The organism is Rouxiella sp. Mn2063, assembly GCF_049319665.1.
Classification (GTDB): domain Bacteria; phylum Pseudomonadota; class Gammaproteobacteria; order Enterobacterales; family Enterobacteriaceae; genus JBMOUD01.
Genome location: NZ_JBMOUD010000009.1, coordinates 189,750 through 216,661 on the forward strand (window position 1 = coordinate 189,750; position 26,912 = coordinate 216,661).

Here is a 26,912-nt window from a genome sequence, read left to right on the forward strand (position 1 = left end):
TAGCGTGAAGATGCGCCAAAACACGCTAATTATCTGAATTTCAGGCATAAAAAAAGACGTCAGTTGACGTCTGTTTACTTCGAAATGGTACGCCCTACAGGATTCGAACCTGTGACCTACGGCTTAGAAGGCCGTTGCTCTATCCAACTGAGCTAAGGGCGCATTGAACTGTCGATTGGCAGTGCAGCGGACTCGGATTATACGGGCAGAGCGAATTGAGTCAATGGCTTTTGTCTTTACTGCTTAATGACTGAACAATTTAGCTTTATTTCTTTGATTGAGGCCACCAAAAGTCTTAAGAAATACTAAAACTTGGGTAGCCTCCTCTGCTTTCTGGCTATTTATTTAATGCGGCGGCGATCACCCTTGCCGATGCCTGGAAGGCGATGTTTTCATAGGCGGTGAGTTCGGGCAGTAAACTTTGTACCACGCCCTTGCGGCCAATAATCGCCGGGTGGCCGATGTAGACTTTTTGGCTTTCGCTCCAGGCCGATACTGGGTAAACGGTGTTGGCGTCGGATAATATGGCGTCCACCAGCCGCGCGGTGGCGGTGGCGATGCCAAAGCTGGTCCAGCCTTTGCCTTGCAGGATTTGCCAGCCGCCTTGGCGTACCGAGGCATCCATCTGCGCCCAGTCTACCGGGCGGTCGCCCGCCAGCTGCGCAACCGGTATTCCCCCGATAGCAACCGTGCTCCAGGCGACGAACTGGGATTCGCCATGTTCGCCTAATACATAACCCTGCACGCTTTTTGGGTCGACGCTGAAGAATTCACCGACTACACGTTTCATACGGGCGGTATCAAGCGAGGTGCCGGTACCAAAGACCTGCGAAGGCAGCAGCCCGCTGGTCTGTTGGATAATCTGGGTGATCACATCACACGGGTTGGTGATGTTGACGATAACGCCCTGAAAACCGCTGCTGATAATACGAGGCACAATCTCTAACACTGCCGCCCGGGTTTCAGCCAGCTCTTCCAGGCGATCTTCTTTGAGTAGCGTGGTTGGGCCAACGGCTATCACAATCACGTCGGTATCGGCCAATTCGGCGTAATCACCGGCAATGATGGAAACTCGCGATGGCGTGAAGGAGGCCATATCGCGCAGCTCTAACGATTGCACGTGGGCTTTTTTTTCATCCTGGTCGATAAGTACCAAGGTATCGCACAATCCCTGTGTCACTAATGAAAATGCTGTGTCAGCGCCTACGTGGCCGGCACCGATAATGGCAACTTTGCGAGTCATTGATCTTTTCCTTATATGAATTAGCGATCAATTGAAGGGGAATCGAAATTTATAAGCACAAAAACCATACTGATATTGGTTCGTTCCCGAACAGAAAGCAATGTGGTTAACAATATAAAAATATAGGAAAAAATCGATTTTTATCAAACAGGTGCTTATAACAAACTCGACTTTAGTAACGAGTAAACCGTCTTAAGTCGATTCAACGCCTGACAGCGCAGCTCGCTTCTGACAAAATAGCGTGATTCCCGACTTTTTATTAATTTGATGGACTTTCTCCCAGATGGCAGCAACGATTATTGATGGTAAAACGATTGCGCAGCAGGTTCGTAGCGAAGTAGCTGTGCAGGTTCAACAACGTTTGGCAGCAGGCAAGCGCGCGCCCGGCCTGGCGGTAGTGTTGGTGGGTGAAAACCCAGCCTCAGAGATTTATGTCGCGAACAAACGTAAAGCCTGCGAAGAAGTCGGTTTTATCTCTCGTTCTTACGATTTACCGGCGACAACGAGCGAAAGCGAGCTGCTGGCGCTGATCGATGAGTTGAATAATGACCAGGCTATCGACGGTATTCTGGTGCAGTTACCGCTGCCAGCTGGTATTGATAATGTGAAGGTGCTTGAGCGCATCTTGCCGGATAAAGACGTTGATGGCTTCCATCCGTATAACGTCGGCCGCCTGTGTCAACGCGCCCCGAAACTGCGACCTTGTACCCCGCGCGGTATCGTGACCTTGCTGGAGCGTTATAATATCGATACTTACGGCCTGAATGCCGTGGTGATTGGCGCTTCTAATATCGTTGGTCGCCCGATGAGCATGGAGCTACTGCTGGCGGGATGCACCACCACCGTGACGCACCGCTTTACCAAAAACCTGCGTCACCACGTTGAGCATGCCGATTTAGTAGTAGTGGCCGTGGGTAAACCAGGCTTTATTCCTGGTGAATGGATTAAACCTGGCGCGATTGTTATCGATGTCGGGATTAACCGTCTGGAAGATGGCCGCGTTGTCGGCGATGTGGAATTTGATGCAGCGGCAGAACGTGCGTCGTTTATTACTCCCGTTCCTGGCGGCGTTGGTCCAATGACCGTAGCAACACTGATTCAAAATACCTTGCATGCGTGCGAGGAATATCACGACGTAACCCCAAACTAAGACAGGACTGAATGGAAACTTTTTATCTCGAATCTCACCCGCATGTAGAACTTTGTGACCTGCTGAAATTTATGGGCTGGTGCGAAAGTGGTGCAGCAGCTAAAGCGGTGATTGCCGAAGGTCTGGTTAAGGTCAACGGCCAAGTTGAAACCCGTAAACGCTGCAAGATCCTCGCCGATCAACAAGTCGAGTTCGCTAGCAGCAAGATGGTTGTGAAAGCGTAAATACCCGCATCACCGTCTGAGTAATCTATAACTAAAAAAGCGCGCCTCGAGTCGATCCTGGCGCGCTTTTTATTTACCGAGGCGGTGAACCCCGCTTAGACTTTTACCGGCGTTCGTTTTGAAACATCATCTTTAAAGAAGATAAAGAACAACACGGAAATCACAGCAGCAACAGCCGCCGGATAGATCCAAAAACTCTGCCACTGTACTAAAGATTGCGGCCCGACATCGGTAACGGTGTGATTAAATATTTGCCCGCAAATCGTCGAGGCAAATAACAATCCCACGCCGTTAGAGACAATAAATCGCAGGCCTTGCGCTTGTGCTTTGATATCCGGTTGAGCTTTGCTATCAACATAAATATCCGCCGCCGAAAAGAAGAAATCCCAGCAAAAGCCCTGCAACAATAACCCCAGCACCACTAACAGCAAGTTGCTGTCGACCGCGGCATAAGAGAAGCACAGTGAGCGGATAATCCAGCACACTGCACCGAGCATCAGCGTAATTTTAAAACCGGTTTTCAGCAGGAAAAGCGACAGCAGCAACATAAAGATGACTTCACTGGCGATACCTATTTGCATCACCGAGGCGGCATTATCAAACCCCAACGCTTTGATGAATACCGGGATATAGGCCGAATAAGCGGTTTTGGGGATCATCAGTACAAAAATACTCAGCATCAGAATCGAGAAGTTGCGATCTTTAAACAGCGATAACGCATCAAGACACAGCAGATCTCGCAGCGTAAATACCGTTCCTTTGGCTTTTGGTGGCGTATTGGGCAATGTGAAACAATATAATCCCAATGCTACGCCAGTCACTGACGCGATATACCAGGTCATGGTATCGCCGGAGAAACCCATCTGACCGAGAATAAAACCAATCACCATAAAACCGAACGTGCCGAACACACGGATCAACGGGAAGTATTTCACGCCGTTGATATGACTAAAGCTGATGCTGTTGGAGAGCGCGGTGGTAGGATAAAACAGTAATCCGACCAGGAAAATCATCAATAAGGTCATGTTAATATTGTGCGCCTCGATAAAATGCGGCACGCACAATAGCAATATGGCGTTGATTAAGTGCAAAACGCCCATCACCTTTTGTGACGCGAAAAAGCGATCCGCCACCATACCGATAAACAGCGGAGAAATTATTGTCGCCACGCCGAGCAAAGCGTATGAAGAGCCAATAATGGCCGACATGCCGTAAGTGCTCAGCACCAGTCCCATCGTCATATTCCACGCACCCTGCATGAAATACTGAATAAACATCATCGCCAGTAAACGCGGCGTTTTATTCCAGTCCATCGGTGTCATTTCCTAGTCGAGGTTAATTATTAATCCATCGTAAGCCACCACAATGTCTTTATCATGACAAGCCGCGACGAGTTCGTCATGCAGCAGTTTACCGCTATGAGAAATATGGGACACCACCAGTTGGCTTTGTGCCGATAAGCAGCCGATGTTGGTGAGCTTTTGCTGCGCAGCGAATACCGTTTCCAGGCTCATATGATTGTCGCTGCGGGCGTTGCCGTTAAACCCGTAAGTACATTCCAGCACCGCCAAATCCAGAGGTTTATCTTGCAGCCATTGCCAGGTAAGTTCGGGGAACCAGCCCGAATCATGCCCATAAAAAATGCGCTGTCCGCCCCGCTCTATCACATAGACATAGCACAGCTCCCATTTGGCATGATTGGCCAGCAGCGGCGTAATGAGATAGCCGTGCGATTCAACGGTGACAAACGGCACCAGACAATGAAAGGCAAAGCGCTCGCTGCTGTATCCGGGCAGTACCGCGGCGCAGCCGTTAATGGCGCGATCGTTGCCAAAAATCTCTAACGGATGATCGATATTAAAGCCGTAACCTTCCATGCGGCTAAACAGCTCGCCAACGTTGAAATGATCGGGATGCGTGTGGGTGAAAAGCAGGTCAGTAATGCGCGTTGCGTCAATATCATCGCGCAGAAGTTGATGGCTAAACTCCGGGGCCATATCAATCAACATCACATCGTCGATCAGCGCCGAGGAGTGGGTACGTAAATCTTTCCCTTTAAGCTTGCGAGCCTGTATGCAGTGCTCACAGCGACAAAATGGGTTGGGGATCCCTTCGGAAGCCGCCGATCCAAGAAAATGTATTTTCATTTTTTATCCTGTTATCAATCCATTGCTAACATCGCCCGCCAACAAAATGGCGCGGCGGCGTTTAACTGGCAAATCTTGTGTAGGTCAATACTAGATCAGGATAAAAAGTGAACAAGCTGAGTTTGTCGAATGGGTGACCATGATCAATCATGCAGAGGAATTAACACCGACGCTGCACAATCTGCAAAACGCCGGTGCGTATTTTTAGCCTGTTTTAAGTCAGCTTTAAGCCGTTTTCGTGGTGAAGAAAGCGCTGGTCTGGTAAGGCACGGTGACGATCTCTTTTCCTTGTAATTCGGCTTCACCCTCAACCATCTGGCGGATCTCGGCAATCACCTCATCCTGCACCTCTGTAGGCAACGCTGCGATAAAGCTGGTTGAACGCACGCGGTTATAAATCACATCTTCAACCGGCCCGGTATGGCCAAAACCAAAATTCTGCTCTTCTAGTGGAGCGAAACCTGCAAATGGAAACTGTTTGCGCCATTCGCCGGTATAAAAGCGCGGCGCATCGCCTTCGTGGCGGTCGGCAATCTCATTCATCTTATTAACCCAGCTCACGCGGATATCACGCATGTTCCAGATCATGGCCAATTTACCACCCGGTTTAAGCACACGGTGGATTTCCGCCAACGCCTGCGGCGTAGAGAACCAGTGGAAGGATTGTGCACAGATGATCGCATCAACGGAGTTATCAGGCAGCGGGATAGATTCTGCAGTACCGGCCAGCGCTTGTACCTGCGGCAAGGCCGCTGCAAGCTTTTCCAACATCTTAGCGACGGGCTCAATGGCAATCACCGATGCGCCGGTATCGACTAAACGCGGTGTGAATTTGCCGGTTCCGGCGCCAAGATCAACTGCCGTCATACCGGCACGTAAACCAATGTTTTCCCGCAGCCAGTCGGCAACTTCCGCCGGATAATCCGGACGACCTTTCACGTAGCGATCGGCATTAGCCTGATAACCTTCGGCAGCGGCGTGATGTACAGACGGTGAAGATGTTTTCATGAATTTATCCTTCTCAAAAAATGGTGATAACTCGGCCAGTAATATTTGCTGGCTCGCTAATAACGCACTGTATAGAAGGTTAGAAATGATTAAAAATGCATAACCAGTGCTATATACATACTTTTAAGGTATGGATTGGAAAGTAGCAGTACCAAATTTAAAATTGCAGAAAGGTCGGGATCGGAAAAAAGAATTATTGCAAAAGAAACGCTGCCAAAGTTTCCCCTGGCAGCGTATGGCTGAATTGATTACTTACGACGCCAGGTTGTCCCTTGCGCACCGTCTTCCAACACAATGCCCATCTCGTTCAGGCGGTCGCGAGCCTGGTCAGCCAGTGCCCAGTCTTTACTAGCGCGTGCATCTTTACGCTGTTTGATCAGCGCTTCAATCTCAGCAACTTCGTCGTTGTTATCGGCTTGTGCGCCGGATTGCAGGAACTGCTCTGGATCTTGAGCCAACAAACCAAGCACACCGGCCAGTTGACGCAGCTCTGCTGCCAAACCGTTAGCTGCGGCACTATCTTCCGTTTTCAGACGGTTGATATCACGCGCCATATCAAACAGTACGGAATAGGCTTCTGGGGTGTTGAAGTCATCATCCATCGCCGCACGGAAGCGAGCAATAAACTCTTCACCACCGGCAGGGGCTGCATTCACATCGGTGCCGCGCAGCGCGGTATACAGACGTTCCATCGAAGTACGCGCCTGCTTGAGGTTTTCTTCGCTGTAGTTCAGCTGGCTACGATAGTGGCCGGACATCAGGAAGTAACGCACGCTTTCAGCATCGTAATATTTGAGCACATCACGCACGGTGAAGAAGTTATCCAACGATTTAGACATCTTCTCGCGGTCAATCATCACCATTCCAGAGTGCATCCAGGTATTCACATACGGGCCATCGTGCGCGCAGCAAGACTGAGCGATTTCGTTTTCATGATGCGGGAACATTAAGTCTGAACCGCCGCCGTGAATATCAAAATGGGTGCCCAGCTGTTTGCTGTTCATCGCCGAACATTCGATATGCCATCCCGGACGACCTTCGCCCCACGGCGATGACCAGCTTGGTTCGCCGGCTTTAGACATCTTCCACAGCACAAAGTCCATCGGATTGCGTTTGATTTCAGCAACTTCAACTCGTGCGCCGGCTTGCAGTTGATCCAGATCCTGGCGCGATAATTTGCCGTAGTTAGGATCACTTGGCACAGAGAACATCACGTCACCGTTCGCGGCAACATAAGCGTGATCGCGATCCAGTAAGCGCTGAACGATCTCAATAATCTCGGCAATATGGCGCGTCGCACGCGGTTCAAGGTCTGGCGGCAAGATGCCCAGCGCGTCGAAATCGGCGTGCATTTCGACAATCATACGGTCGGTCAGGCAGTTAAAATCTTCGCCGTTGTCGTTAGCACGTTTAATAATTTTATCGTCAATATCGGTGATATTACGCACGTATTTCAGATCATATCCTGAATAACGCAAATAACGGGCAACCACATCAAAAGCAACAAAAGTACGACCATGACCAATGTGACAGAGGTCATAAACAGTGATCCCACACACGTACATCCCCACTTTGTTAGCGTGGATTGGCTTGAATTCCTCTTTTTGGCGACTCATGGTGTTAAAAATCTTTAGCATCAGGCTATTCCGTGTGTGTGACGTACATGTTTAATTTAGGGAATTTGTATCGACGACTTTGCAAGGATATCGATCCTTAGCGTTTTATAATATAACGAAAACCCTTTGACCGAAATGGTCTAAGCCTGATTACAGGCAGGTTCCCTGATTAATATTGTTATAATATAACATCATAAAGGCTGATTTCTGCCATTTTTTACTTAATTTGGGGGAGGGAACGCGAGGGGCTGACGCGTACTTTTGAGTTATGGTATAAGAAAAGGCTATAGTACCGCCTCACACAACGAGCACACTCTAACAAAACCAGGATGATTATTATGGTAACTTTTCACACCAACCACGGCGACATCGTCATCAATACCTTTGCTGACAAAGCGCCGGTCACCGTTGAAAACTTCCTGAACTATTGCCGTAAAGGTTTCTACGACAACACTATCTTCCACCGCGTGATCAATGGCTTCATGATCCAAGGCGGCGGTTTTGAACCAGGTATGAGTCAGAAAACTACCGATGCGCCAATCAAAAACGAAGCGAACAATGGCCTGAAAAATACTCGTGGCACATTGTCTATGGCTCGTACTAACGATCCACATTCTGCTACCGCGCAGTTCTTCATCAACGTAGCTGATAACGATTTCCTGAACTTCAGCGGCGAAAACTCTCAAGGCTGGGGTTACTGTGTATTTGCAGAAGTAACCGACGGTTTGGATGTTGTTGATAAAATCAAAGCGGTAAAAACTGGCCGCAGCGGCATGCACCAAGACGTGCCAAAAGAAGATGTGATCATCACCAGCGTTACCGTTAGCGAATAATCGTTTTCGATGACCACGCTGTTTATCGCAGATCTTCATCTTTGCGAACAGGAACCGGCAATTACTGCCGGTTTTCTGCATTTTTTACGCCACGATGCCCCACAAGCCGACGCGCTGTATATCCTTGGCGACCTTTTTGAAGCCTGGATTGGCGATGATGATCCTCAGCCATTACATGCCCAAATCGCCGCTGCTCTCAAACAGTTGCATCAACAAGGTGTACCCTGTTTTTTTATCCACGGTAATCGCGATTTTCTGGTCGGACGCCGCTTTGCGCGCGAAAGTTTGATGAGTTTACTGCCGGAGCAGAAAGTATTGGAGTTGTACGGCCACCGTGTGGTGATCCTACATGGCGATACGCTGTGTACCGATGATATCGGCTATTTAAAATTCAGAAAGAAAGTCCATAATCCGCTGATCCAAAAACTGTTCCTGGCATTGCCGTTAAAATGGCGACTGTCGATTGCCAGCAAAATGCGCGCCGACAGCAAAGCCTCAAATAGCAGCAAGTCGATGGATATTATGGATGTGAATCAACAGGCCGTACGGCAAACGATGCAAGCAACCGGTGCCGAATGGATGATTCATGGACATACCCATCGCCCCGCCATTCATGATGTTGACCTCGTTCAGCAACATGGCCTGCGCGCCGTGCTCGGTGCCTGGCATGAACAAGGTTCGGTCATTAAAGTGACTGAAAGCGGTATGGCGCTTATCGAGTTCCCTTTCGGCCAGTCCGCTTTACCCTCTATTTAACTTTATAAGCCAATTTAACGTTATAAACCTGTTTAAACCGGTACGCCGCTATGGAAACGGAACTGCTGATCCGGTGTTAAAATCAGTTCCGCTTCTACCCTTCCCAGTTCTTCAACTCGCTCACTGATATCTTGACCGGCGTATTGCTGCGCCAACGCCAGATAATCCTGGAAATGACGCGCTTCAGAGCGTAGCAACGAGGTGTAAAAACGCGATAATTCGTGGTCCAGGTAAGGGGCGATTTTGGCAAAACGCTCGCAAGAACGCGCTTCGATATAAGCGCCAATGATGAGACGATCCACCAACAGGTCGAGCTCGTTATTGTGGCGCGAATGCTTGAGCATACCGTTGGCATAACGCGAAGCCGATAGCTGCGTATAGGCGATATTGCGCTTTTGCATAATCTCCACTACTTGCTCAAAGTGGTGTAACTCTTCTCGCGCCAGGCGCGCGGCGCAGAATAGCAGCTCAGTTCGTTCCAAATAGCGCGTCATCAAGCTCATGGCTGATGCGGCGGCTTTCTTTTCGCAGTTGGCATGGTCAATCAGCATAATGTCTTGATTTTCCAGCGCGACATCCACCCAACGCCCCGGCGTTTCACAGTGTAAGAAGTCGTTAATCGGGGCCAATAGTTCCTGAATCATGGGCAGCGTATCCGTAAAAATGTCGGTCAATTATTTCCCCCGATTATATAAATTCACCGGTTTTTTATCACCTTTTAAAGGTGACGCAACCGTTTTCCTAAGTGATTTCCCATGATATGATTTGCGCCCTCTTAGCCAGTAAGCATGAGATTTACTGTGCCGTTTGACGCCTTCCTTATCACAGGAGCTTTACAGACATGTCATCCAACGTTACCTCCGCCAAAATCGCCATTGTCATGGGGTCTAAAAGTGACTGGGCAACTATGCAATTTGCTGCGGAAATCCTCACAACGCTGAATATTCCTTTTCATGTCGAAGTCGTCTCCGCGCACCGCACGCCAGACAAACTGTTTAGCTTTGCCGAGCAGGCTAGCGCCAATGGTTTGGATGTAATTATTGCCGGTGCCGGCGGTGCAGCCCATCTTCCGGGTATGATCGCGGCTAAAACCTTGGTACCCGTACTTGGCGTGCCGGTACAAAGCGCAGCGTTAAGCGGTGTTGATAGTCTGTATTCTATCGTGCAGATGCCACGCGGTATTCCGGTCGGTACGCTGGCAATTGGTAAAGCCGGTGCGGCTAACGCAGCGCTGCTGGCCGCCCAGATTTTAGCCTTGCACGACCCGCGTATTGCGCAGGCGTTGGCACAGTGGCGTCAGACGCAAACGGATGAAGTGCTGAATAATCCAGACCCGCGGGAGGAAGCATGAAGCCAGTTTGCGTCCTCGGCAATGGTCAACTTGGCCGTATGTTACGCCAAGCCGGTGAGCCACTAGGCATCGCCGTTTATCCGGTTGGCTTAGACGCCGATCCGCAAGCCGTTCCTTATCAACAAAGCGTGATCACTGCTGAAATCGAGCGCTGGCCAGAAACCGCGTTAACTCGCGAACTCGCTACCCATAACGGCTTTGTGAACCGCGATATCTTCCCGCGTCTTGCCGATCGCTTGACGCAAAAACAACTGTTAGATCAACTTGATCTGGCGACCGCACCTTGGCAGCTCTTAGCCGATGCCAGCGAATGGCCGCAGGTATTTGCTTCTCTTGGCGAGCTGGCGATTGTTAAGCGCCGCGTTGGCGGTTATGACGGTCGCGGCCAGTGGCGCTTGCGCGCGGCTGACGTTGGCAGCCTGCCGAATGACTGCTATGGCGAATGCATTGTCGAGCAAGGCATTAATTTCTCTGGTGAAGTCTCGTTGGTTGGCGCACGTGGCCACGATGGCAACACGGTATTTTATCCGCTGACCCACAATCTGCATGAAGAAGGCATTCTGCGTACCAGCGTTGCGCTGCCGCATCCTGATGCCGCCTTACAGAAGCAGGCCGAAACCATGCTTTCCGCGATCATGAACGAGCTGGAATATGTTGGCGTGATGGCAATGGAATGTTTTGTGGTTAGTGAAGGCTTACTGATCAACGAGCTGGCACCACGCGTACATAACAGCGGCCACTGGACGCAAAACGGCGCGTCGTTTAGTCAGTTTGAAATGCACCTGCGGGCAATCCTCGGTCTGCCGCTGCCTAAGCCGGTAGTCAGTACGCCATCGGTGATGGTCAACTTGATCGGTACGGATGTGAATCGCGACTGGCTGAATTTACCGTTGGTCAATTTACACTGGTATGAGAAAGAAGTACGTCCAGGCCGTAAGGTAGGACATCTGAATTTAAATGACACCAGCGCTGCTCAGTTGAAAGAAACGCTAACCGCGTTGACGCCGATGCTGCCAGTAGAATATGCCAGCGGCATCGCCTGGGCGTTGCAGAAGTTGTAAGTCTTTTAGCTCTGGCGCCTCTGCGTCGGAGCCAATGATCAAACCTGCACATATTCTATCAACATTACGGGTGGCCAAGAGGCCACCCGTAATGTTTTCAAGACAAGGCCCGTTAGGATTGGTAAGTCCTAAATAATGCCTTACCGCGTAGTAATCGAATTCCCAACCAGCCGCCGCACACTGACAACAGCAGCGCACTAAATACTGGCACCGCCCACCACAGCACCCAATTCGGTTCCCAAGGGAAATCAAACACCTTACTTTGCAGCAACCACAGCGCCGCTTCGGCACCGACCGCAGCCGCCACGCCGGCAACCAATCCAAGTACGGCAAATTCGCACCATAGCGTATTTCTAAGTAACCGCTTACTTGCACCTATCGTGCGGTAAACGATCAACTCCTTGCGGCGTTGCGTCATTCCAACCTGAATTTGTGCCATCAGCAACAGTGCACCGCAGAGCATGACCAAAATCACCATCACTTCCAATGCCCGGCTAACCTGCTGCATGACCTGACCAATCTGTTGCAGGATTGATCCCACATCCAGCAAGCTTAACGTTGGATACTGGCGATTAAGTTGAGCCAATAAACTACTATCACCATGGTAACGGAAACTGGTTAACCAACTTTGCGGCTGGCCGTCCAATGCAGTTGGCGGAAAGATAAAGTAGAAGTTCGGACGCAGGCTGTCCCAATCCACTTTACGCAGGCTGCTAATCTTGGCGCTAAAGGTCTGGGTATCGCCACTGAAGGTGAGCGTATCGCCAAGCTTAACGCCCAAACGCCCCGCCAGCCCTTCATCAATCGACACTTCCCCCGCTTTTGGCGGGCCGTCACCGGCAACCAACTTGTTGTGATCCGGCAATCCTTGCATCCAGGTTAAATTCAGCTCGCGATTGACCGCCTCACCCGCTGCATCATCTGGTTTGATAATATCGGTGGCGACATGCTGATTAATTTTAGTCAAACGCGCACGCACAATCGGGTAGAAGATATCCGGCTCAATTTGATGCTGATGCAGGAATGTCGTTAGCTCAGGGATTTGCTGCTTAGTGATATTGAGCAGGAAATAGTTTGGACTGTCCGGAGGTAACTGTTGCTGCCAACGTTCTAATAAATCACCGCGTAGGACTAACAGCAGCGCTAATAACATAAAGGACATTGAGAACGCCGCCAGTTGGCTCATCGTGACCCAAGGCTGACGTAACAATCGGTTGATGGCCAGCCGCATCGCTAATTGACGAATAGCTAAACGCCGCAGCAGTAACAACGCGCCCCAGCCAATAGTGCCCAGTAACAACGACAGCACCAAAATGCCGCCCAGTAGTGACCACAGTAGCGTACTGCTGCCAACCAATATCGCCAGCAAGATAACGACGACGAAGACCATTGCCGGTAAGTAATATTTCATCGGCCACACGTTGGCGACAATATCCTGACGTAATACGCGCAGCGGCTGTGTCGCCAGTAGCAATCGATAAGGTCGCAGTCCAATGAGCAATGAGATCACCACCAGCGCCCCCATTGACCACGCCCACGGCCACAACCCAGCTGCCGGAAGCTTCGCCGGTAATACCGGAGCGAGCGTTCGGATAAGTATCGCTTCAAAACCGAGACCAATAATGCTGCCGCAAATGGCCGCCAGTAGCAGTACGGCAATCCATTGGCCGACAATCAGTTTTTGCAGAGCACGCCGCCCAGCCCCGAGGGTTTTTAATACCGCAACTAAATCATAGCGGCTACGGCAATAATGACTCATCGACACGGCCACTGCCGCAATCGACAGCATTAGCGTCAGCAAGGCAGAGAGCAGCAGAAATTGCTGTGAACGCTGCAAGGATTTACTTAATGCACCATCGGATTCTTCCATGCCATACCAACGCTGGTCTGGTTTTAGCAACCCTTTAATTGCCTCGCCATAACTGTCTATCGCCTCTTGCGGACCGGCAAACATATAGCGGTAAGTCAGATGGCTACCCGGTTGCACAGCACCGGTTTTTTCTACATCTGACAAATTCATGATGATTCGTGGCGCGGTCTGGAAAGGATTAAAGCCCGAATCTGGCTCTTGAATAATTTCACCGGCAATACGTAGCGTGGTATCACCGACGTCGAGATTCGCGCCGACCTTAATGTTGAGCAATGCTAACAGGCGAGAATCTACCAGCACAGTACCCGGCTGCGGCTTTAAACCGGCGGGCAGCGTTTGCAGTTTGCCATAGAGAGGATAAGCCAAATCCGTCGCTTTGACCGATGCCAGCTGCGGCGTTTCGCCAGCAAAGGTCATGGTCATAAAGGAGAGCTGGCGGCTGACTTTCAGCCCGGCCTGCTGTGCATCTTGTAGCCAGGCTTCGGTGATCGGCCGCGAAGAACGGAGCACCCTGTCGCCGGCAATAAAATCACGACTTTGCTGGCTTAAGCCTTTGTTCATTCGATCGCTGATACTGCCCAGCGCCAATACGCAGGCTACTGCCAGCGTTAACGCCAGCCAGACAATCAATAATGAAGGAGAACGCCATTCTCGCCAAAACCAACGCCAAATCATACGTCCTCCCACAACTTACCGTCGCGTAAACGTAGTCTCCGCTGACAACGGGCAGCCAGCTGTTCATCATGGGTAACCAGGATCAACGTGGTCTTGTTATCGCGGTTAAATGAAAATAGCAGGTCAGCGATACGATCGCCGGTTTCACGATCTAAATTGCCGGTAGGTTCATCGGCAAACAAGAGTTTTGGATGGCCGATAAAGGCCCGAGCTAACGCAACACGTTGCTGTTCACCGCCTGAAAGCTGCGCTGGCAGATGATGTAAGCGCTTACCTAATCCCAACTGTTCCAGCAAAGCTACCGCCTGCTGACGGCTTTTCGCTTCGCTTTCACCACGCAGCAATGCTGGCAGTTGGACGTTTTCCAACGCGTTTAATGTCGGTACCAGCATGAAGGATTGGAAAACAAAGCCGACATTTTTTGCTCTTAGTGCAGCCCGGCCTTCTTCGCTAAGCCGCGATAACGGTTTTCCCAGCAAAGTGACGTCACCTTCGCTACCATCATCTAAACCCGCTAGAATTCCCAGTAAGGTAGATTTACCTGAACCCGACTCGCCGATTAAGGCAATGGTTTGTGCGGGTTTGACAACTAACTCAACACCAGAGAGGATGGAGAGCCGATGCTCACCTTGACCAACGTGCTTACTAAGATGATGAACTTCAAGAATGTTTTCCGCTGGCATCTCCCTTTCCTTCTATTGGTGGGATGTTTAAGTTTTCGTGCTACCGCTGCTGATAACTTACTGATTTTAGGCGATAGTCTCAGTGCAGTGTATCGTTTACCCGTCAACAGTTCCTGGCCTAGTCTGCTGAATAATCAGTGGCAAAAACAAGGCGGGCTACCGACCATTATTAATGCCAGCATCAGCGGCGATACCGCTGAACAAGGCCTGGCCCGACTTCCTGGGCTTCTTTCTCAACATCACCCTCGCTGGGTATTAATTGAACTTGGGGCTAACGATGGTCTTCGTGGCTTCGCACCAACGACCATTAGTCAAACGTTGCAGCAAGTGATTACCTTGGTGAAGCAAGCCAATGCTCAACCCCTATTACTACAAATCCGCCTGCCACCGAATTATGGTCGCCGCTATGGCGATGCGTTTTACGCTATTTATCCGGCACTTGCCAAGCAGGAAAATATTCCGCTCATCCCTTTCTTTATGGAACCGGTCGCCGTGAAACCACAGTGGATGCAGGATGACGGGCTACATCCAAATCAAGACGCACAAGCGTTTATTAGCAATTGGATGTCCGAAAAGCTGCTGCCTTTAATTAAGCAGGCCCATTAATAAAATCCACTCGTAAGTAAAACATAGTCCTGAAAAATAAGGGCGGCTTGACAGGTAAAGTTATGCAAAAAGCTGTATTGATTACCGGTTGTTCCAGCGGAATTGGCCTGGTTTCCGCGCAATATTTGCGCAGTCGTGGCTATCGCGTTTTAGCCACCTGCCGTAAAACGCAAGATATTGACCATTTGCAGCAGTTGGGTTTTGAAACAATCCGATTAGATCTTGATGACAAACATAGCGTCGAGCAGGCTGCCGCAGAGGTATTACACCTGACTGGAAATCGGTTATATGGGCTATTTAACAATGCTGGTTTTGGCGTTTATGGTCCGTTGAGTAAAGTCAGTCGAGAGCAATTGGAACAGCAATTTTCTACTAATTTCTTTGGTCTTCACCAATTAACGCAATTGTTATTACCCGCGATGTTGGCGCATGGCGAAGGGCGTATTATCCAGACCAGTTCGGTATTAGGATTAGTCAGCACACCGGGAAGAGGCGCATATTCCGCCAGTAAATTCGCGCTTGAGTCTTGGTCCGATGCGCTGCGTATGGAATTGCGTGGCACCGGCGTGCAAGTGAGCTTGATTGAACCCGGCCCATTAAGCAGCCGTTTTGTTGAAAATGTGAATCAGGCCGAAGTCGATAAGCCAGTGGTAAATCCGACGTTGGCCGACAGATTTATCCTGCCGCCAGAAGCCGTTTTGCCAAAATTGCGCCATGCTTTAGAAAGCCCTACAGCACGCTTACGTTATCCGGTGACTCTGGTAACTTATGCTGCAGCAATCTTACACCGTCTATTACCGGCCCGCATTCTAGATGTTCTTTTACGAATCAAGCAGTAAAGCCCGTATTTGTTGAATTTAAGTTTATGGGTAAGAGACCATTGAGGGGTTGAAGATCGAAACTTTGCCCCCACCTCTCATCCAAACGGATTAAGAGAGAACAACTCATGCTTGCACAATCAACAGTGGTAGATATTAACGAATCCAACCTGCACCAGACATTGGAGCAGTCGATGACCGCGCCGGTGATGTTCTATTTCTGGTCCGAACGTAGCCAACACTGCCTGATTTTAGGGCCGATTCTCGATAAATTGGCCGCCGAATATGCCGGTCAGTTTATTTTGGCTAAAGTCGACTGCGACGCGCAGCAGAATATCGCCGCCCAATTTGGCCTGCGCTCGATTCCCGCGGTTTATCTGTTTAAAGACGGTCAGCCGGTTGATGGTTTCCAAGGCCCGCAGCCAGAAGAAGTGATCCGCGATCTGCTTGCCAAAGTATTGCCGAAAGAAGAAGAACTGAAAGCCGCACAAGCTGCCGAATTGATGCAAGAAGGCTTGTTTGCCGACGCCCTTCCGCTGCTCAAAGATGCCTGGCAGTTAGGTAATAAGCGCAGTGATATCGGTTTAATGCTGGCTGAAGTACAAATCCATCTTAAGCGCAGCGAAGAAGCCGAAACCGTGCTGGCAACCATTCCGCTGCAAGACCGAGATAGCCGCTATCAAGGGCTGATCGCGCAAATCGAATTGCTTAAACAAGCGGCCGATACGCCTGAAATTCAGCAACTGCAAAAAGAGATCGAACAAGATCCACAAAATGTCGATCTTGCCGTGCAGTTAAGCCTGCAATTGCATCAGGTAGCCCGTAATGAAGAAGCATTAGAGTTATTGTTCAACCATCTGAAAAAAGACTTAGGTGCCGGCAACGGCAGCGCGCGTAAAACCATGATGGATATTCTGGCCGCGATGGGCACCGGTGACGTGCTGGCGGGCAAATATCGCCGCAAGCTTTACTCGTTGCTGTACTGATTTATCGCCCTTTCTAGCGTATGACTCTTAAGCGCCGCCAGCAAAAGCATCACAAGTTTGGCTGACGGCGTTTTCTTTGCTGCCCCTACCTTTATGCCTTTAATTAAGCGCGTAACTTTGTAATAAATCGTTACACTCATGCGCACAAAATGTGCCACAATCCCTCTCATATTTTTAGCTTGTTCGCTCAGGAAGAGATTTCCCGACTAACCGGAACCTTGCCTTACAGGAGTTCATATCATGCAGATGTTTATCGTCATTATTATCGTCTTGGCCGTTATTATCGTTTTTGCCGGGGTGAAAACGGTGCCGCAAGGTTTCCAATGGACCGTTGAACGCTTTGGCCGCTATACCAAAACGCTGATGCCGGGGCTGAATCTGGTCGTGCCATTTATGGATCGCATCGGCCGTAAAATTAATATGATGGAACAAGTGCTGGATATCCCGTCGCAGGAAGTGATTTCTCGCGATAACGCCAATGTGTCTATCGATGCCGTCTGCTTTATTCAGGTTATCGACCCAGCCCGCGCCGCTTATGAAGTCAGCAATCTGGAATTGGCGATCATCAATCTGACCATGACCAACTTCCGTACCGTTCTGGGTTCGATGGAACTCGATGAAATGCTGTCACAACGCGACAGTATCAATGCACGTTTGCTGCATATCGTTGATGAAGCCACCAACCCTTGGGGCGTGAAAATCACTCGTATTGAAATCCGAGACGTGCGTCCACCGACTGAATTGGTATCGGCGATGAATGCACAGATGAAAGCCGAGCGAACTAAGCGTGCCGATATTCTGGAAGCCGAAGGGGTGCGCCAATCGGCAATCTTACGTGCGGAAGGTGAAAAACAGTCGCAAATCTTGAAAGCCGAAGGTGAACGTCAATCTGCCTTCTTACAAGCCGAAGCCCGCGAACGTGCGGCAGAAGCAGAAGCGGCGGCAACTAAGATGGTTTCAGAGGCGATTGCTGCCGGTGATGTACAGGCCATTAACTACTTTGTCGCGCAAAAATATACAGAAGCGCTAACCCAAATTGGCTCAGCCAATAACAGCAAAGTGATTATGATGCCACTGGACGCCACCAGCATTATGGGCTCGATTGGCGGTATTGCGGAATTACTAAAAGAAACCAAAGGCGGTAAATAATGCTGCTTGAGTGGCTACAAGATCCCCATCTATTTTGGTTATCTTTGGGCGGTGTGCTGCTAGCTGCCGAGCTACTCGGTGCGAGCGGCTATCTGCTGTGGAGCGGGATTGCTGCCGCCTTGGTCGGCATTATTACCTGGATTGTTCCGCTGCCTTGGGCCTGGCAAGGCGTCTCCTTTGCTATCTTAACCATGCTCGCCGCCTATTTATGGTGGCAGTGGTTAAGACGCCGCCCGGCCAAAGCCAGTGCTAACAGTGAGCTGAATCAGCGTGGACGCCAGATGATTGGCTTACAAGTGACGCTATTAGAGCCAGTAGTCAACGGTTTTAGTCGTGCCAGCATCGGCGATAGCACCTGGCGCGTCAGCGCTACAGAACCGTTGCCACAGGGGCAACGGGTTCAGGTTATTGACGTTGAAGGCAATACGCTAAAGGTAAGTCGCTGCGACTAAACTCAATGCGAGTCGTTCTTGCCACAGCAACCGCTGAGGTTATCCATAATCGGGCAGTCGGCGCCTTCATCTCCAGGACACTCGGCTGCCATGGTGACCAGCCGTTGATGCATCGCGGTTAGTTCTGCAATGTGGCGGGCTATTTCATCGGCTTTTTCTAACGTGCGTGCTTTGACATCTGCGCTATGGCGATTGGGGTTATGCAGTAATGCCACTAACTCTTGGCACTCCTCTAAAGTAAACCCCACCTGCCGGGCCTGACGTAGCAAGGTCAACTCTTCAATATGTTTAGGGGCGTAGCTGCGATAACCATTCTGGCTACGCAATGGCGCGGTAACCAGCCCTTTCTCTTCATAAAAGCGAATGGCTTTGCTGGTTAAGCCGGTTTTTTTTGCGACTTCACTAATATTCATTTTTGCCCCTTGACCTTAACCTTGCTGGAAGGTTTATCTTAAGCTCTCATCGGATTAGGTCAATAGATAATCAACACACGAGCACAAGCTCCTAAGGAAAATATCATGGCAAATACTACAGTATTGGCACTGCAAGGCTTGTCCTGCGGCCACTGCGTTGCCTCAACCCGTAAAGCTTTAGAAAAAGTCGCTGGCGTTAACGAGGTTGAAGTCACCATTGATCAAGCGATTGTGCATGGCGATGTCAGCAGCCAGACGCTAATTAATGCTATTGAAGAAGCCGGCTATCAGGCGCAACTCTCAGCAGGTGAACAACACCCAAAATCTGAGCCGCTGACTCTCTCTGAACTCTCAATGCCGGAAATTCAGTCAGCGGCAGCTATTCCCCTTCCGGTACAAGAGGCTGGCGACGACGGAGTACAGCTGCTGTTGAGCGGTATGAGTTGCGCCAGTTGCGTCAGTAAAGTGCAAAAAGCGATTGAAAATGTTGATGGCGTCACCCGCGCCAGCGTCAATCTGGCCGAACGCAGCGCATTGGTAAAAGGCAGCGTAAACGGCGAGGCGTTGATTGCCGCCGTTGAGCGCGCCGGTTACGGCGCTGAAATTATTATTGATGAAAACCTACGCCGCCAGCGCCAGCAGCAAACGGCACGCCATAGCATGCTGCGTTTTAGCTGGCAGGCGGCGCTGGGTTTAGCGGCCGGTATTCCGCTGATGGCCTGGGATTTGTTCGGTGGCAGTATGATGGTCACCAACGCCTCGCAAACTGGCTGGCTGATTGTTGGTATCGCCACGCTGGCGATTATGGTCATTGCCGGTGGGCATTTTTATCGCAGCGCGTGGAAAAGCCTGCGCCACGGCAGCGCCAATATGGATACTCTGGTTTCACTTGGTACCGGTGCGGCCTGGATTTTCTCTATGGCGGTAACGCTGTGGCCTGACGCATTTCCGATGCAGGCACGCCATCTCTATTATGAAGCCAGCGTGATGATTATTGGCTTAATCAATCTGGGCCATGCGCTGGAGCAACGCGGCCGCCAGCGCTCATCTAAAGCGCTGGAACGTTTATTAGATCTCACCCCACCGACGGCGAAAGTCGTGACACCAGAAGGCGAAATCACGCTGCCATTGGCACAGGTCGAGCAAGGCATGACGCTGCGCCTGACCACCGGTGACCGCGTACCAGTTGATGGTGAAGTGCTAAAAGGCGAAGTGTGGATGGATGAGGCCATGCTGACCGGTGAACCGATTGCCCAGCAGAAAGTCGCGGGCGATTTGCTGAGTGCCGGCACTCAGGTCAAAGACGGCAGCGTGCTATTCCGTGCCGATGCTATTGGCAGTCAAACCACACTATCGCGCATTATCAAATTGGTACGCGAGGCACAAAGCAGCAAACCTGAGCTGGGCCGACTCGCAGATCGTATATCCGCCGTTTTCGTGCCGGTGGTGGTACTTATTGCACTGTTTAGCGGCGCGATGTGGTACTTCTTCGGGCCACAGCCGCAATTGGTTTATACCTTGGTTATCGTCACTACCGTGCTGATCATTGCCTGTCCTTGTGCGCTGGGTCTAGCGACACCGATGTCGATTACCGCGGGCGTCGGGCGTGCGGCTGAGTTCGGCGTGTTAGTGCGCGATGCCGACGCTCTACAAAAAGCCAGCTCGCTGACCACCTTAGTGTTTGATAAAACCGGCACGCTGACCGAAGGCCAGCCGCAGGTGACCTCAATCCAAACATCGAATGAGGTGACAGAACAGCAAGCGTTGAGCTGGGCGGCAGCGCTGGAACAGGGTTCACATCACCCATTAGCGCAGGCCATTGTGCAAAAAGCACAAACATTGCCCGTACCAGACGTCGAACAGTTCCGTACGCTCGGCGGTTTAGGCGTCAGCGGACGCGTAGCAGACACCGAGTTACTGCTCGGCAATCTGGCGCTAATGCAGCAAGAGTCTATTGATTGTTCCGCCTTTGAAGCCGCACTCCAGCAGCAAGCGCAACAAGGCGCAACGCCAGTATTACTGGCCGCCGCAGGCAAACTGGTGGCATTGTTCGCTATTCGTGATGAATTACGTAGTGACAGCGTTGACGCTTTACGCCGCTTGCATAATCAGGGCTACAAACTGGTGATGCTGACCGGAGATAATCCGTTAACTGCCGAAGCTATCGCCAAGCAGGCTGGGATTGATACGGTAATTGCTGGCGTGCGCCCCGAGGGTAAATCTGATGCCATCAAAGCACTGCAAGCCGCCGGTGAACAAGTCGCCATGATTGGTGATGGTATCAATGATGCCCCGGCATTAGCTCAGGCCGAAGTAGGTATTGCGATGGGCGGCGGCAGCGATGTGGCCATTGAGACAGCCTCAATTACTTTAATGCGTCCTAGTTTGCACGGTGTAGCAGATGCGCTGGCGGTATCAAAGGGCACGCTGCGTAATATGAAGCAAAATTTATTAGGAGCCTTCTTCTATAACGCGATCGGTATTCCCATTGCCGCTGGTGTGTTATACCCACTGACCGGTACGCTGCTTAGCCCGGTAGTTGCCGGTGCAGCGATGGCATTGTCTTCGATCACTGTGGTCGCCAATGCCAACCGCTTATTGCGTTTTACCCCGAAAGAAAGTGCTCAGCGGAAAAGCCACTAAATCAAGACTTTCCCTCTGTTTGCGTCTATCCTCAGACAATATAATGAGGAAAAATGCATACAGAGGGAGTCGAGGCGAATGCACCCCATCTTAAAACGTATCGCCCACTGGTTAGGGCGGTTAACCCCGGTTGAGTACGCTTACCCAGCAATAGATGTCACGTTGCCCAATGCGCGTTATCTGCATCTTGTGGGCAGTATTCACATGGGAACAATGGATATGTGCCCGCTACCCAAAAAACTATCGAGCAAGCTGGCTAAAGCCGATGCGTTAATTGTCGAGGCCGATATTACCCACGGCGATTCGCCTTTTGGCAATGATGACGTGCTGTTGCCTCTGGAACAGAGACTCAGCGAGGAGCAGTTCCAGCAGGTGGCTAAGTTGTGCGAAGAGTTAGGATGCCCCATTGAACAGATGTCCTTGCTGCCATGCTGGCAGGTTGGATTGATGCTTCAGGCAAGTCAGGCACAACGACTCGGATTACGCGGTGAGTACGGCATTGATTATCAATTGCTGTCGGCAGCCCATAAACTGAATAAAAAAGTGCTTGAGCTGGAAGGATCGGAACAGCAGCTAGAGTTGCTGCGTCAGCTGCCGGAAGATGGTCGGGCTTTGCTTGATGATACGCTGGAACATTGGCATACCAATGCGCGTCTGCTGCAAACTATGATCAGTTGGTGGTTAGATACCAAACCTAATAAAAGTATCGAACAGCTTCCTCAGACTTTTAGTAGTTCCTTATACGATGTGCTGATGCATCAACGTAACCAGCGCTGGCAGCAGTTTCTTAACGCCCTTCCCCCAGGACATTATGTTGTCGCTGTCGGTGCGCTACATCTATATGGCGATGGTAATCTTCCTGCTTTACTGAAATAAACGCGATTGCTCAGGTAAAAAAATGGCCAATATTTCTATTGGCCAGTCAAAGAGGAATTTCATTTTTATTAATTTTAGTTTCGGTACGGATGCTGTACGCAATCTCATACCGGCGGGCGTAGGTTACAATCGTGTTTGTGTCTTGGCAACACTCTTTCCGCACTTCAGACTGAACAATAAGCCGCCATTTTCCCTTTCTTGTTTAGTATCAAAACATTGGGATGTTGATTATTTTTTTACCAGTTGTGTCCTATTTTTGCTGATTGCTTAACATAGTTCGGTCAAAATAGGCCATTCCAGGCCATCACGAATTAACTGGGTACCACAATGACGCCAGCCGTTAAATTATTAGAAAAAAATCGGATTACCTTTACGTTGCATCCTTACGAGCACAGCAGCGATGAAACCAACTTTGGTGATGAAGCTGTCAAAAAACTGGGGCTAGATGCACAGCAAGTTTATAAAACCCTGCTTGTTTGTCTCAATGGGGATGCCAAAAAGCTCGCTGTTGCGGTGACACCGGTCGCGACTCAGCTAGATTTGAAGAAAGTCGCTAAAGCTTTTGGTGCAAAAAAAGCGGATATGGCAGATCCGCTACACGCCCAGCGTGTTACGGGTTATCTTGTTGGAGGCATCAGCCCTCTAGGACAGAAAAAGCTGCTGCCAACGGTGATTGATAGCCCGGCACAGCAGTTCCCGACTATTTTTGTTTCCGGTGGGAAACGTGGATTAGATCTCGAACTTGCCGCCGTAGATTTATGCCAATTGCTCAAAGGTCAATTTGCCGATATCGCCAAATGTGACTAACCAGGACTAAACAGGACTAACTCACTGCTCAAGGCCTCAAATAAAGGTACACCTGCACATGACCGTTTCTACTGATAACCCAGCCAACACGACTGGGAGCGCAATAAAACGCACGACATTTTCGATATTAGGGGCAATCAGCGCATCGCATTTAATTAATGACATGCTGCAATCACTGATTTTGGCGATTTACCCTCTGTTGCGCGATGAGTTTACGCTCAGCTTTGCCCAGATTGGTATTATTACCCTCACCTACCAAATTACCGCATCGCTACTGCAACCGCTGATTGGTCACTATACCGATAAAAATCCGCTGCCTTATTCGCTGCCCGTTGGTATGGGTTTCACCTTAGCGGGCCTGCTGTTGCTGGCCGCCGCGCAGAGTTTCCCGGTGGTGCTGATTGCGGCAGCCTTAGTCGGCACGGGCTCTTCGGTATTCCATCCTGAATCTTCTCGCGTGGCGCGTATGGCCTCCGGTGGACGTCACGGTTTAGCACAGTCGCTCTTCCAGGTTGGGGGGAACTTTGGCAGCTCATTAGGGCCACTACTGGCCGCGCTAATTATCGCGCCTTACGGCAAAGGTAATGTGGCGTGGTTCGCGATGGCAGCTTTGTTGGGAATTGTTATTTTGCTGCAAGTCAGCAAATGGTATAGCCACCAGCAGCGCATGATTAAAAAAGCGGGACCGGCCAAGGCGACAGTCAGTACCATTCCACGCCGTACTGTTGTTTTCTCAATGAGCATTTTAATGGTGCTGGTGTTTTCTAAATACTTTTACCTTGCCAGCCTAAGCAGCTATTACACCTTCTATTTGATCCATAAGTTTGGGGTGTCGATTCAAGATGCGCAGTTCCATCTGTTCGCCTTTTTGCTGGCGGTTGCCGCCGGGACCATTATTGGTGGCCCAATCGGCGATAAGATTGGACGAAAATACGTGATCTGGGTTTCAATTCTTGGCGTTGCACCTTTCACTCTGCTACTGCCCCATGCCAATTTATATTGGACTGGCGTGCTTAGCGTCATTATCGGGGTGATTTTGGCTTCGGCATTTTCGGCCATTCTGGTTTATGCACAAGAACTGATCCCTGGAAAAGTCGGTACGGTATCCGGGCTATTCTTTGGTTTGTCCTTTGGGATGGGCGGCCTTGGTGCCGCAGTTCTGGGTTATATCGCAGATAAAACCAGTATTGATTTGGTCTATCAAATCTGCGCCTTCTTGCCGCTATTGGGGATATTAACCGCATTGCTGCCGAATATTGAACAGAAGTCCCGATAACCCTCGCCTTTTTTGGCTGATAAGACGTATCAGAGTAATAAATACTCTGCGTTTTATCAGCCAAGTTCGATTTAATCTCTACTAAATACCCGTCTTAAGCGTTTAATATGCTCTACATATTATTTTTATCTTAAAAAGCGAAATATTCCACGCATAAGACTGATTTTTACCATAAACTTAAAGAGCCACTTTTAGCCCTTCGATGCATGACAAGAAGGAGTCTTGATGCATAATTCTACCCCGTTGATTACGACCATTGTTGGTGGCCTTGTTCTGGCCTTTTTGTTCGGTATGTTAGCCAACCGGCTGCGTATCTCCCCTTTAGTTGGTTATCTGGCAGCGGGTGTGCTGGCAGGCCCTTTTACCCCCGGTTTTGTCGCAGATACATCTCTGGCACCCGAGTTAGCAGAAATTGGTATTATTTTGCTGATGTTTGGCGTCGGTTTGCATTTCTCTCTTAAAGATCTTCTTGCCGTAAAAGCTATTGCAATTCCTGGGGCCGTTCTACAAATTGCCGTCGCGACCATATTAGGGATGGGTTTATCTCATTTAATGGGCTGGAGTTTAGGCAGCGGGTTAGTTTTCGGGCTTTGTTTATCTACCGCCAGTACCGTGGTATTACTGCGTGCCTTGGAAGACAGGCAGTTAATTGACAGTCAACGCGGGCAAATCGCTATTGGCTGGTTAATCGTTGAAGATTTAGCGATGGTATTGACGCTCGTGCTATTGCCCGCCGTCAGTAACCTCGGTGATAACCAACAAACAGATTTCACTGGGTTATTTACAGAATTAGCCGTCACGTTAGGCAAAGTGGTCGCCTTCATCATTCTGATGATTGTCGGCGGACGTCGTTTGGTTCCGTGGATACTCGCCAGATCAGCCAGCACGGGTTCACGTGAACTGTTCACTCTGGCGGTATTAGCACTGGCGCTGGGTATTGCCTTTGGTGCCGTCGAATTGTTCGACGCGTCATTCGCACTGGGCGCTTTCTTTGCCGGTATGGTGCTTAATGGCTCAGAACTAAGCCAGCGTGCTGCTCATGACACGCTACCGCTGCGTGATGCGTTTGCGGTGCTGTTCTTTGTTTCGGTCGGCATGCTATTTGACCCAATGATAGTGCTACACGAGCCGCTTGCAGTGCTGGCGACCTTAGCGATTATTCTGTTCGGTAAGTCAGTAGCCGCCTTCTTCCTGGTGAAAATGTTCGGCCACTCGAAACGTACCGCGCTGACAATATCCGTTAGTCTGGCGCAAATCGGAGAGTTTGCCTTTATCCTCGCCGGTCTGGGTATCACGCTGGGCATTATGTCGGAGCACGCACGTAATCTGGTTCTCGCCGGTTCGATTCTGTCGATTATGCTCAACCCGCTGCTGTTCTCGCTGCTAGAAACCTATCTGGCAAAAACCGAAGTGCTGGATGACCAAAGTCTGGAAGAAGTGGTAGAGGATGAGAAACAAATTCCGGTCGACTTGTGCAACCACGCAATATTAGTTGGCTACGGCCGAGTAGGCAGCCTGCTTGGCTCACGGTTGATTGAATCCAATATTCCGCTAGTGGTGATTGAAAACTCTCGTCCACGGGTCGAAGCATTACGAGAAAAAGGCATTATTGCGGTACTTGGCAACTCTGCTAATTCAGAGATCATGGATTTGGCCCGACTAGACTGTGCAAGATGGCTGCTAGTCACGATTCCAAACGGTTATGAAGCCGGTGAGATCGTCGCCGCCGCGCGTGCTAAACGCCCTAATATCGAAATCATCGCCCGCGCCCATTACGACGATGAAGTGACCTATATTATGGATCGTGGCGCCGATAAAGTGGTGATGGGCGAACGGGAAATCGCCAATAGCATGCTGAGTATGTTGCAAGTCGACCTGCCTGCTGGGGAAGAAGAACGGCAAACATGTCCAATTTAACCCTATGAATATAGGTGGGGATTGATGACTGAGTCATCATCGTCTTTTTTATGCTGGCTCGTTTATATGACACAGGTGTAAGTTCGGTCGCTGATTATACTAGTGACATAATTCAGCACTGCCGAACGCGCCCGGCAAGGGTTTTAAGGCGAAAACCCTTGCATCCCGCGCCTACGCTTAGCTTATCGGGTCGCTGCGCGACTTCCCGCGCTGACTGCTTCGGCATCACGGGTCGGTTGAGACGCTCGTCCCTGAGCGGCTCAACCTAAAGCAGCCGTATATGGACGCTCCCAATATTGCACGTGGTTTTCTTGAAAATAGCGCTCAGGTATTGCAGCCATATATCCGGTTT

The 26,912-nt window shown here is 50.2% G+C and carries 25 protein-coding genes and 1 tRNA gene; 16 read left to right on the top strand and 10 right to left on the bottom strand.

Annotation, left to right across the window (positions count from 1 at the left end):
* Nucleotides 1-85: 85 nt before the first annotated feature.
* Nucleotides 86-162 (bottom strand) — tRNA-Arg (locus ACL9RG_RS14880).
* A 175-nt stretch (nt 163-337) separates the two neighbouring features.
* Nucleotides 338-1,243 (bottom strand): L-lactate dehydrogenase, encoded by a 906-nt coding sequence (locus ACL9RG_RS14885; RefSeq protein ID WP_422793394.1) that lies wholly within the window; start codon nt 1,241-1,243, stop codon nt 338-340.
* 283 nt (nt 1,244-1,526) lie between these two features.
* Here ACL9RG_RS14885 and folD point away from each other — a divergent pair, with 283 nt between their 5' ends.
* Complete coding sequence (gene folD, locus ACL9RG_RS14890; RefSeq protein ID WP_422793395.1) at nt 1,527-2,393, top strand: bifunctional methylenetetrahydrofolate dehydrogenase/methenyltetrahydrofolate cyclohydrolase FolD; 867 nt, start codon at nt 1,527-1,529, stop codon at nt 2,391-2,393.
* Between the two features lie 11 nt (nt 2,394-2,404).
* A complete protein-coding gene (gene ybcJ / locus ACL9RG_RS14895; RefSeq protein ID WP_422793396.1) occupies nt 2,405-2,617 on the top strand; it encodes a ribosome-associated protein YbcJ in 213 nt (70 codons plus the stop codon).
* Between the two features lie 95 nt (nt 2,618-2,712).
* Here ybcJ and ACL9RG_RS14900 read toward each other — a convergent pair whose 3' ends face one another.
* The 4 genes from ACL9RG_RS14900 to cysS all read right to left on the bottom strand — a co-directional run bounded on the left by ACL9RG_RS14900 (nt 2,713) and on the right by cysS (nt 7,409).
* Nucleotides 2,713-3,930 carry an MFS transporter gene (locus ACL9RG_RS14900; RefSeq protein ID WP_422793397.1) on the bottom strand — a complete coding sequence of 406 codons (1,218 nt, stop codon included), beginning with the start codon at nt 3,928-3,930 and terminating at the stop codon, nt 2,713-2,715.
* Nucleotides 3,931-3,942: 12 nt separating this feature from the next.
* The gene (locus ACL9RG_RS14905; protein WP_422793398.1) at nt 3,943-4,764 is read right to left on the bottom strand and encodes an MBL fold metallo-hydrolase; all 822 of its coding nucleotides are present in this window, start codon (nt 4,762-4,764) and stop codon (nt 3,943-3,945) included.
* A gap of 225 nt (nt 4,765-4,989) precedes the next feature.
* Nucleotides 4,990-5,772 carry a class I SAM-dependent methyltransferase gene (locus tag ACL9RG_RS14910; protein WP_422793399.1) on the bottom strand — a complete coding sequence of 261 codons (783 nt, stop codon included), beginning with the start codon at nt 5,770-5,772 and terminating at the stop codon, nt 4,990-4,992.
* 248 nt (nt 5,773-6,020) lie between these two features.
* Nucleotides 6,021-7,409 carry a cysteine--tRNA ligase gene (cysS, locus tag ACL9RG_RS14915; RefSeq protein WP_422793400.1) on the bottom strand — a complete coding sequence of 463 codons (1,389 nt, stop codon included), beginning with the start codon at nt 7,407-7,409 and terminating at the stop codon, nt 6,021-6,023.
* Nucleotides 7,410-7,726: 317 nt separating this feature from the next.
* Here cysS and ppiB point away from each other — a divergent pair, with 317 nt between their 5' ends.
* Nucleotides 7,727-8,221, top strand: coding sequence for a peptidylprolyl isomerase B (ppiB, locus tag ACL9RG_RS14920; protein ID WP_422793401.1), 495 nt, complete (start codon nt 7,727-7,729; stop codon nt 8,219-8,221).
* 9 nt (nt 8,222-8,230) lie between these two features.
* Entirely contained in the window at nt 8,231-8,977 is a 747-nt protein-coding gene (gene lpxH / locus ACL9RG_RS14925; RefSeq protein WP_422793402.1) for a UDP-2,3-diacylglucosamine diphosphatase, read from the top strand.
* Between the two features lie 32 nt (nt 8,978-9,009).
* Here lpxH and ACL9RG_RS14930 read toward each other — a convergent pair whose 3' ends face one another.
* Complete coding sequence (locus ACL9RG_RS14930; RefSeq protein ID WP_422793403.1) at nt 9,010-9,621, bottom strand: tRNA-(ms[2]io[6]A)-hydroxylase; 612 nt, start codon at nt 9,619-9,621, stop codon at nt 9,010-9,012.
* Nucleotides 9,622-9,818: 197 nt separating this feature from the next.
* Here ACL9RG_RS14930 and purE point away from each other — a divergent pair, with 197 nt between their 5' ends.
* Nucleotides 9,819-10,328, top strand: coding sequence for a 5-(carboxyamino)imidazole ribonucleotide mutase (gene purE / locus ACL9RG_RS14935; protein WP_422793404.1), 510 nt, complete (start codon nt 9,819-9,821; stop codon nt 10,326-10,328).
* Nucleotides 10,325-11,389, top strand: coding sequence for a 5-(carboxyamino)imidazole ribonucleotide synthase (purK, locus tag ACL9RG_RS14940; RefSeq protein ID WP_422793405.1), 1,065 nt, complete (start codon nt 10,325-10,327; stop codon nt 11,387-11,389). The genes purE and purK overlap by 4 nt, the downstream gene beginning before the upstream one ends.
* A gap of 112 nt (nt 11,390-11,501) precedes the next feature.
* On the opposite strand, the gene ybbP is transcribed toward purK, so the two are convergent.
* A complete protein-coding gene (gene ybbP / locus ACL9RG_RS14945) occupies nt 11,502-13,934 on the bottom strand; it encodes a putative ABC transporter permease subunit YbbP (RefSeq protein ID WP_422793406.1) in 2,433 nt (810 codons plus the stop codon).
* Nucleotides 13,931-14,617, bottom strand: a complete 687-nt coding sequence (gene ybbA, locus ACL9RG_RS14950; protein ID WP_422793407.1) for a putative ABC transporter ATP-binding protein YbbA — start codon at nt 14,615-14,617, stop codon at nt 13,931-13,933. The genes ybbP and ybbA overlap by 4 nt, the downstream gene beginning before the upstream one ends.
* On the opposite strand from ybbA, the gene tesA reads away from it, so the two are divergent.
* The 5 genes from tesA (at nt 14,588) to ACL9RG_RS14975 (ending at nt 18,628) form a co-directional block, all read left to right on the top strand.
* Nucleotides 14,588-15,223: a multifunctional acyl-CoA thioesterase I/protease I/lysophospholipase L1 gene (gene tesA, locus ACL9RG_RS14955; protein ID WP_422793429.1), complete on the top strand. Its 636-nt coding sequence runs from the start codon at nt 14,588-14,590 to the stop codon at nt 15,221-15,223. The genes ybbA and tesA overlap by 30 nt on opposite strands.
* A gap of 62 nt (nt 15,224-15,285) precedes the next feature.
* Nucleotides 15,286-16,062, top strand: a complete 777-nt coding sequence (locus ACL9RG_RS14960; protein ID WP_422793408.1) for an SDR family oxidoreductase — start codon at nt 15,286-15,288, stop codon at nt 16,060-16,062.
* Nucleotides 16,063-16,169: 107 nt separating this feature from the next.
* Nucleotides 16,170-17,027, top strand: coding sequence for a co-chaperone YbbN (locus ACL9RG_RS14965; protein WP_422793409.1), 858 nt, complete (start codon nt 16,170-16,172; stop codon nt 17,025-17,027).
* A gap of 240 nt (nt 17,028-17,267) precedes the next feature.
* Nucleotides 17,268-18,176: an SPFH domain-containing protein gene (locus ACL9RG_RS14970; protein ID WP_422793410.1), complete on the top strand. Its 909-nt coding sequence runs from the start codon at nt 17,268-17,270 to the stop codon at nt 18,174-18,176.
* Nucleotides 18,176-18,628 (top strand): NfeD family protein, encoded by a 453-nt coding sequence (locus ACL9RG_RS14975; protein ID WP_422793411.1) that lies wholly within the window; start codon nt 18,176-18,178, stop codon nt 18,626-18,628. Before ACL9RG_RS14970 ends, ACL9RG_RS14975 begins: the two co-directional genes overlap by 1 nt.
* 2 nt (nt 18,629-18,630) lie before the next feature.
* On the opposite strand, the gene cueR is transcribed toward ACL9RG_RS14975, so the two are convergent.
* On the bottom strand, nt 18,631-19,041 hold the full coding sequence (gene cueR, locus ACL9RG_RS14980; RefSeq protein WP_422793412.1) for a Cu(I)-responsive transcriptional regulator: 411 nt from the start codon (nt 19,039-19,041) through the stop codon (nt 18,631-18,633).
* A gap of 105 nt (nt 19,042-19,146) precedes the next feature.
* Between cueR and copA the strand changes: the two genes are divergently transcribed.
* From copA to ybaL, 5 genes are all read left to right on the top strand, one after another.
* Complete coding sequence (gene copA / locus ACL9RG_RS14985; protein WP_422793413.1) at nt 19,147-21,684, top strand: copper-exporting P-type ATPase CopA; 2,538 nt, start codon at nt 19,147-19,149, stop codon at nt 21,682-21,684.
* A gap of 78 nt (nt 21,685-21,762) precedes the next feature.
* Nucleotides 21,763-22,560, top strand: coding sequence for a TraB/GumN family protein (locus ACL9RG_RS14990; protein ID WP_422793414.1), 798 nt, complete (start codon nt 21,763-21,765; stop codon nt 22,558-22,560).
* A gap of 327 nt (nt 22,561-22,887) precedes the next feature.
* Nucleotides 22,888-23,367: a Cys-tRNA(Pro)/Cys-tRNA(Cys) deacylase YbaK gene (gene ybaK, locus ACL9RG_RS14995; RefSeq protein ID WP_422793415.1), complete on the top strand. Its 480-nt coding sequence runs from the start codon at nt 22,888-22,890 to the stop codon at nt 23,365-23,367.
* 58 nt (nt 23,368-23,425) lie between these two features.
* Nucleotides 23,426-24,643 (top strand): MFS transporter, encoded by a 1,218-nt coding sequence (locus tag ACL9RG_RS15000; RefSeq protein ID WP_422793416.1) that lies wholly within the window; start codon nt 23,426-23,428, stop codon nt 24,641-24,643.
* Between the two features lie 225 nt (nt 24,644-24,868).
* The gene (gene ybaL, locus ACL9RG_RS15005) at nt 24,869-26,560 is read left to right on the top strand and encodes a YbaL family putative K(+) efflux transporter (protein WP_422793417.1); all 1,692 of its coding nucleotides are present in this window, start codon (nt 24,869-24,871) and stop codon (nt 26,558-26,560) included.
* Nucleotides 26,561-26,912 lie beyond the last annotated feature (352 nt).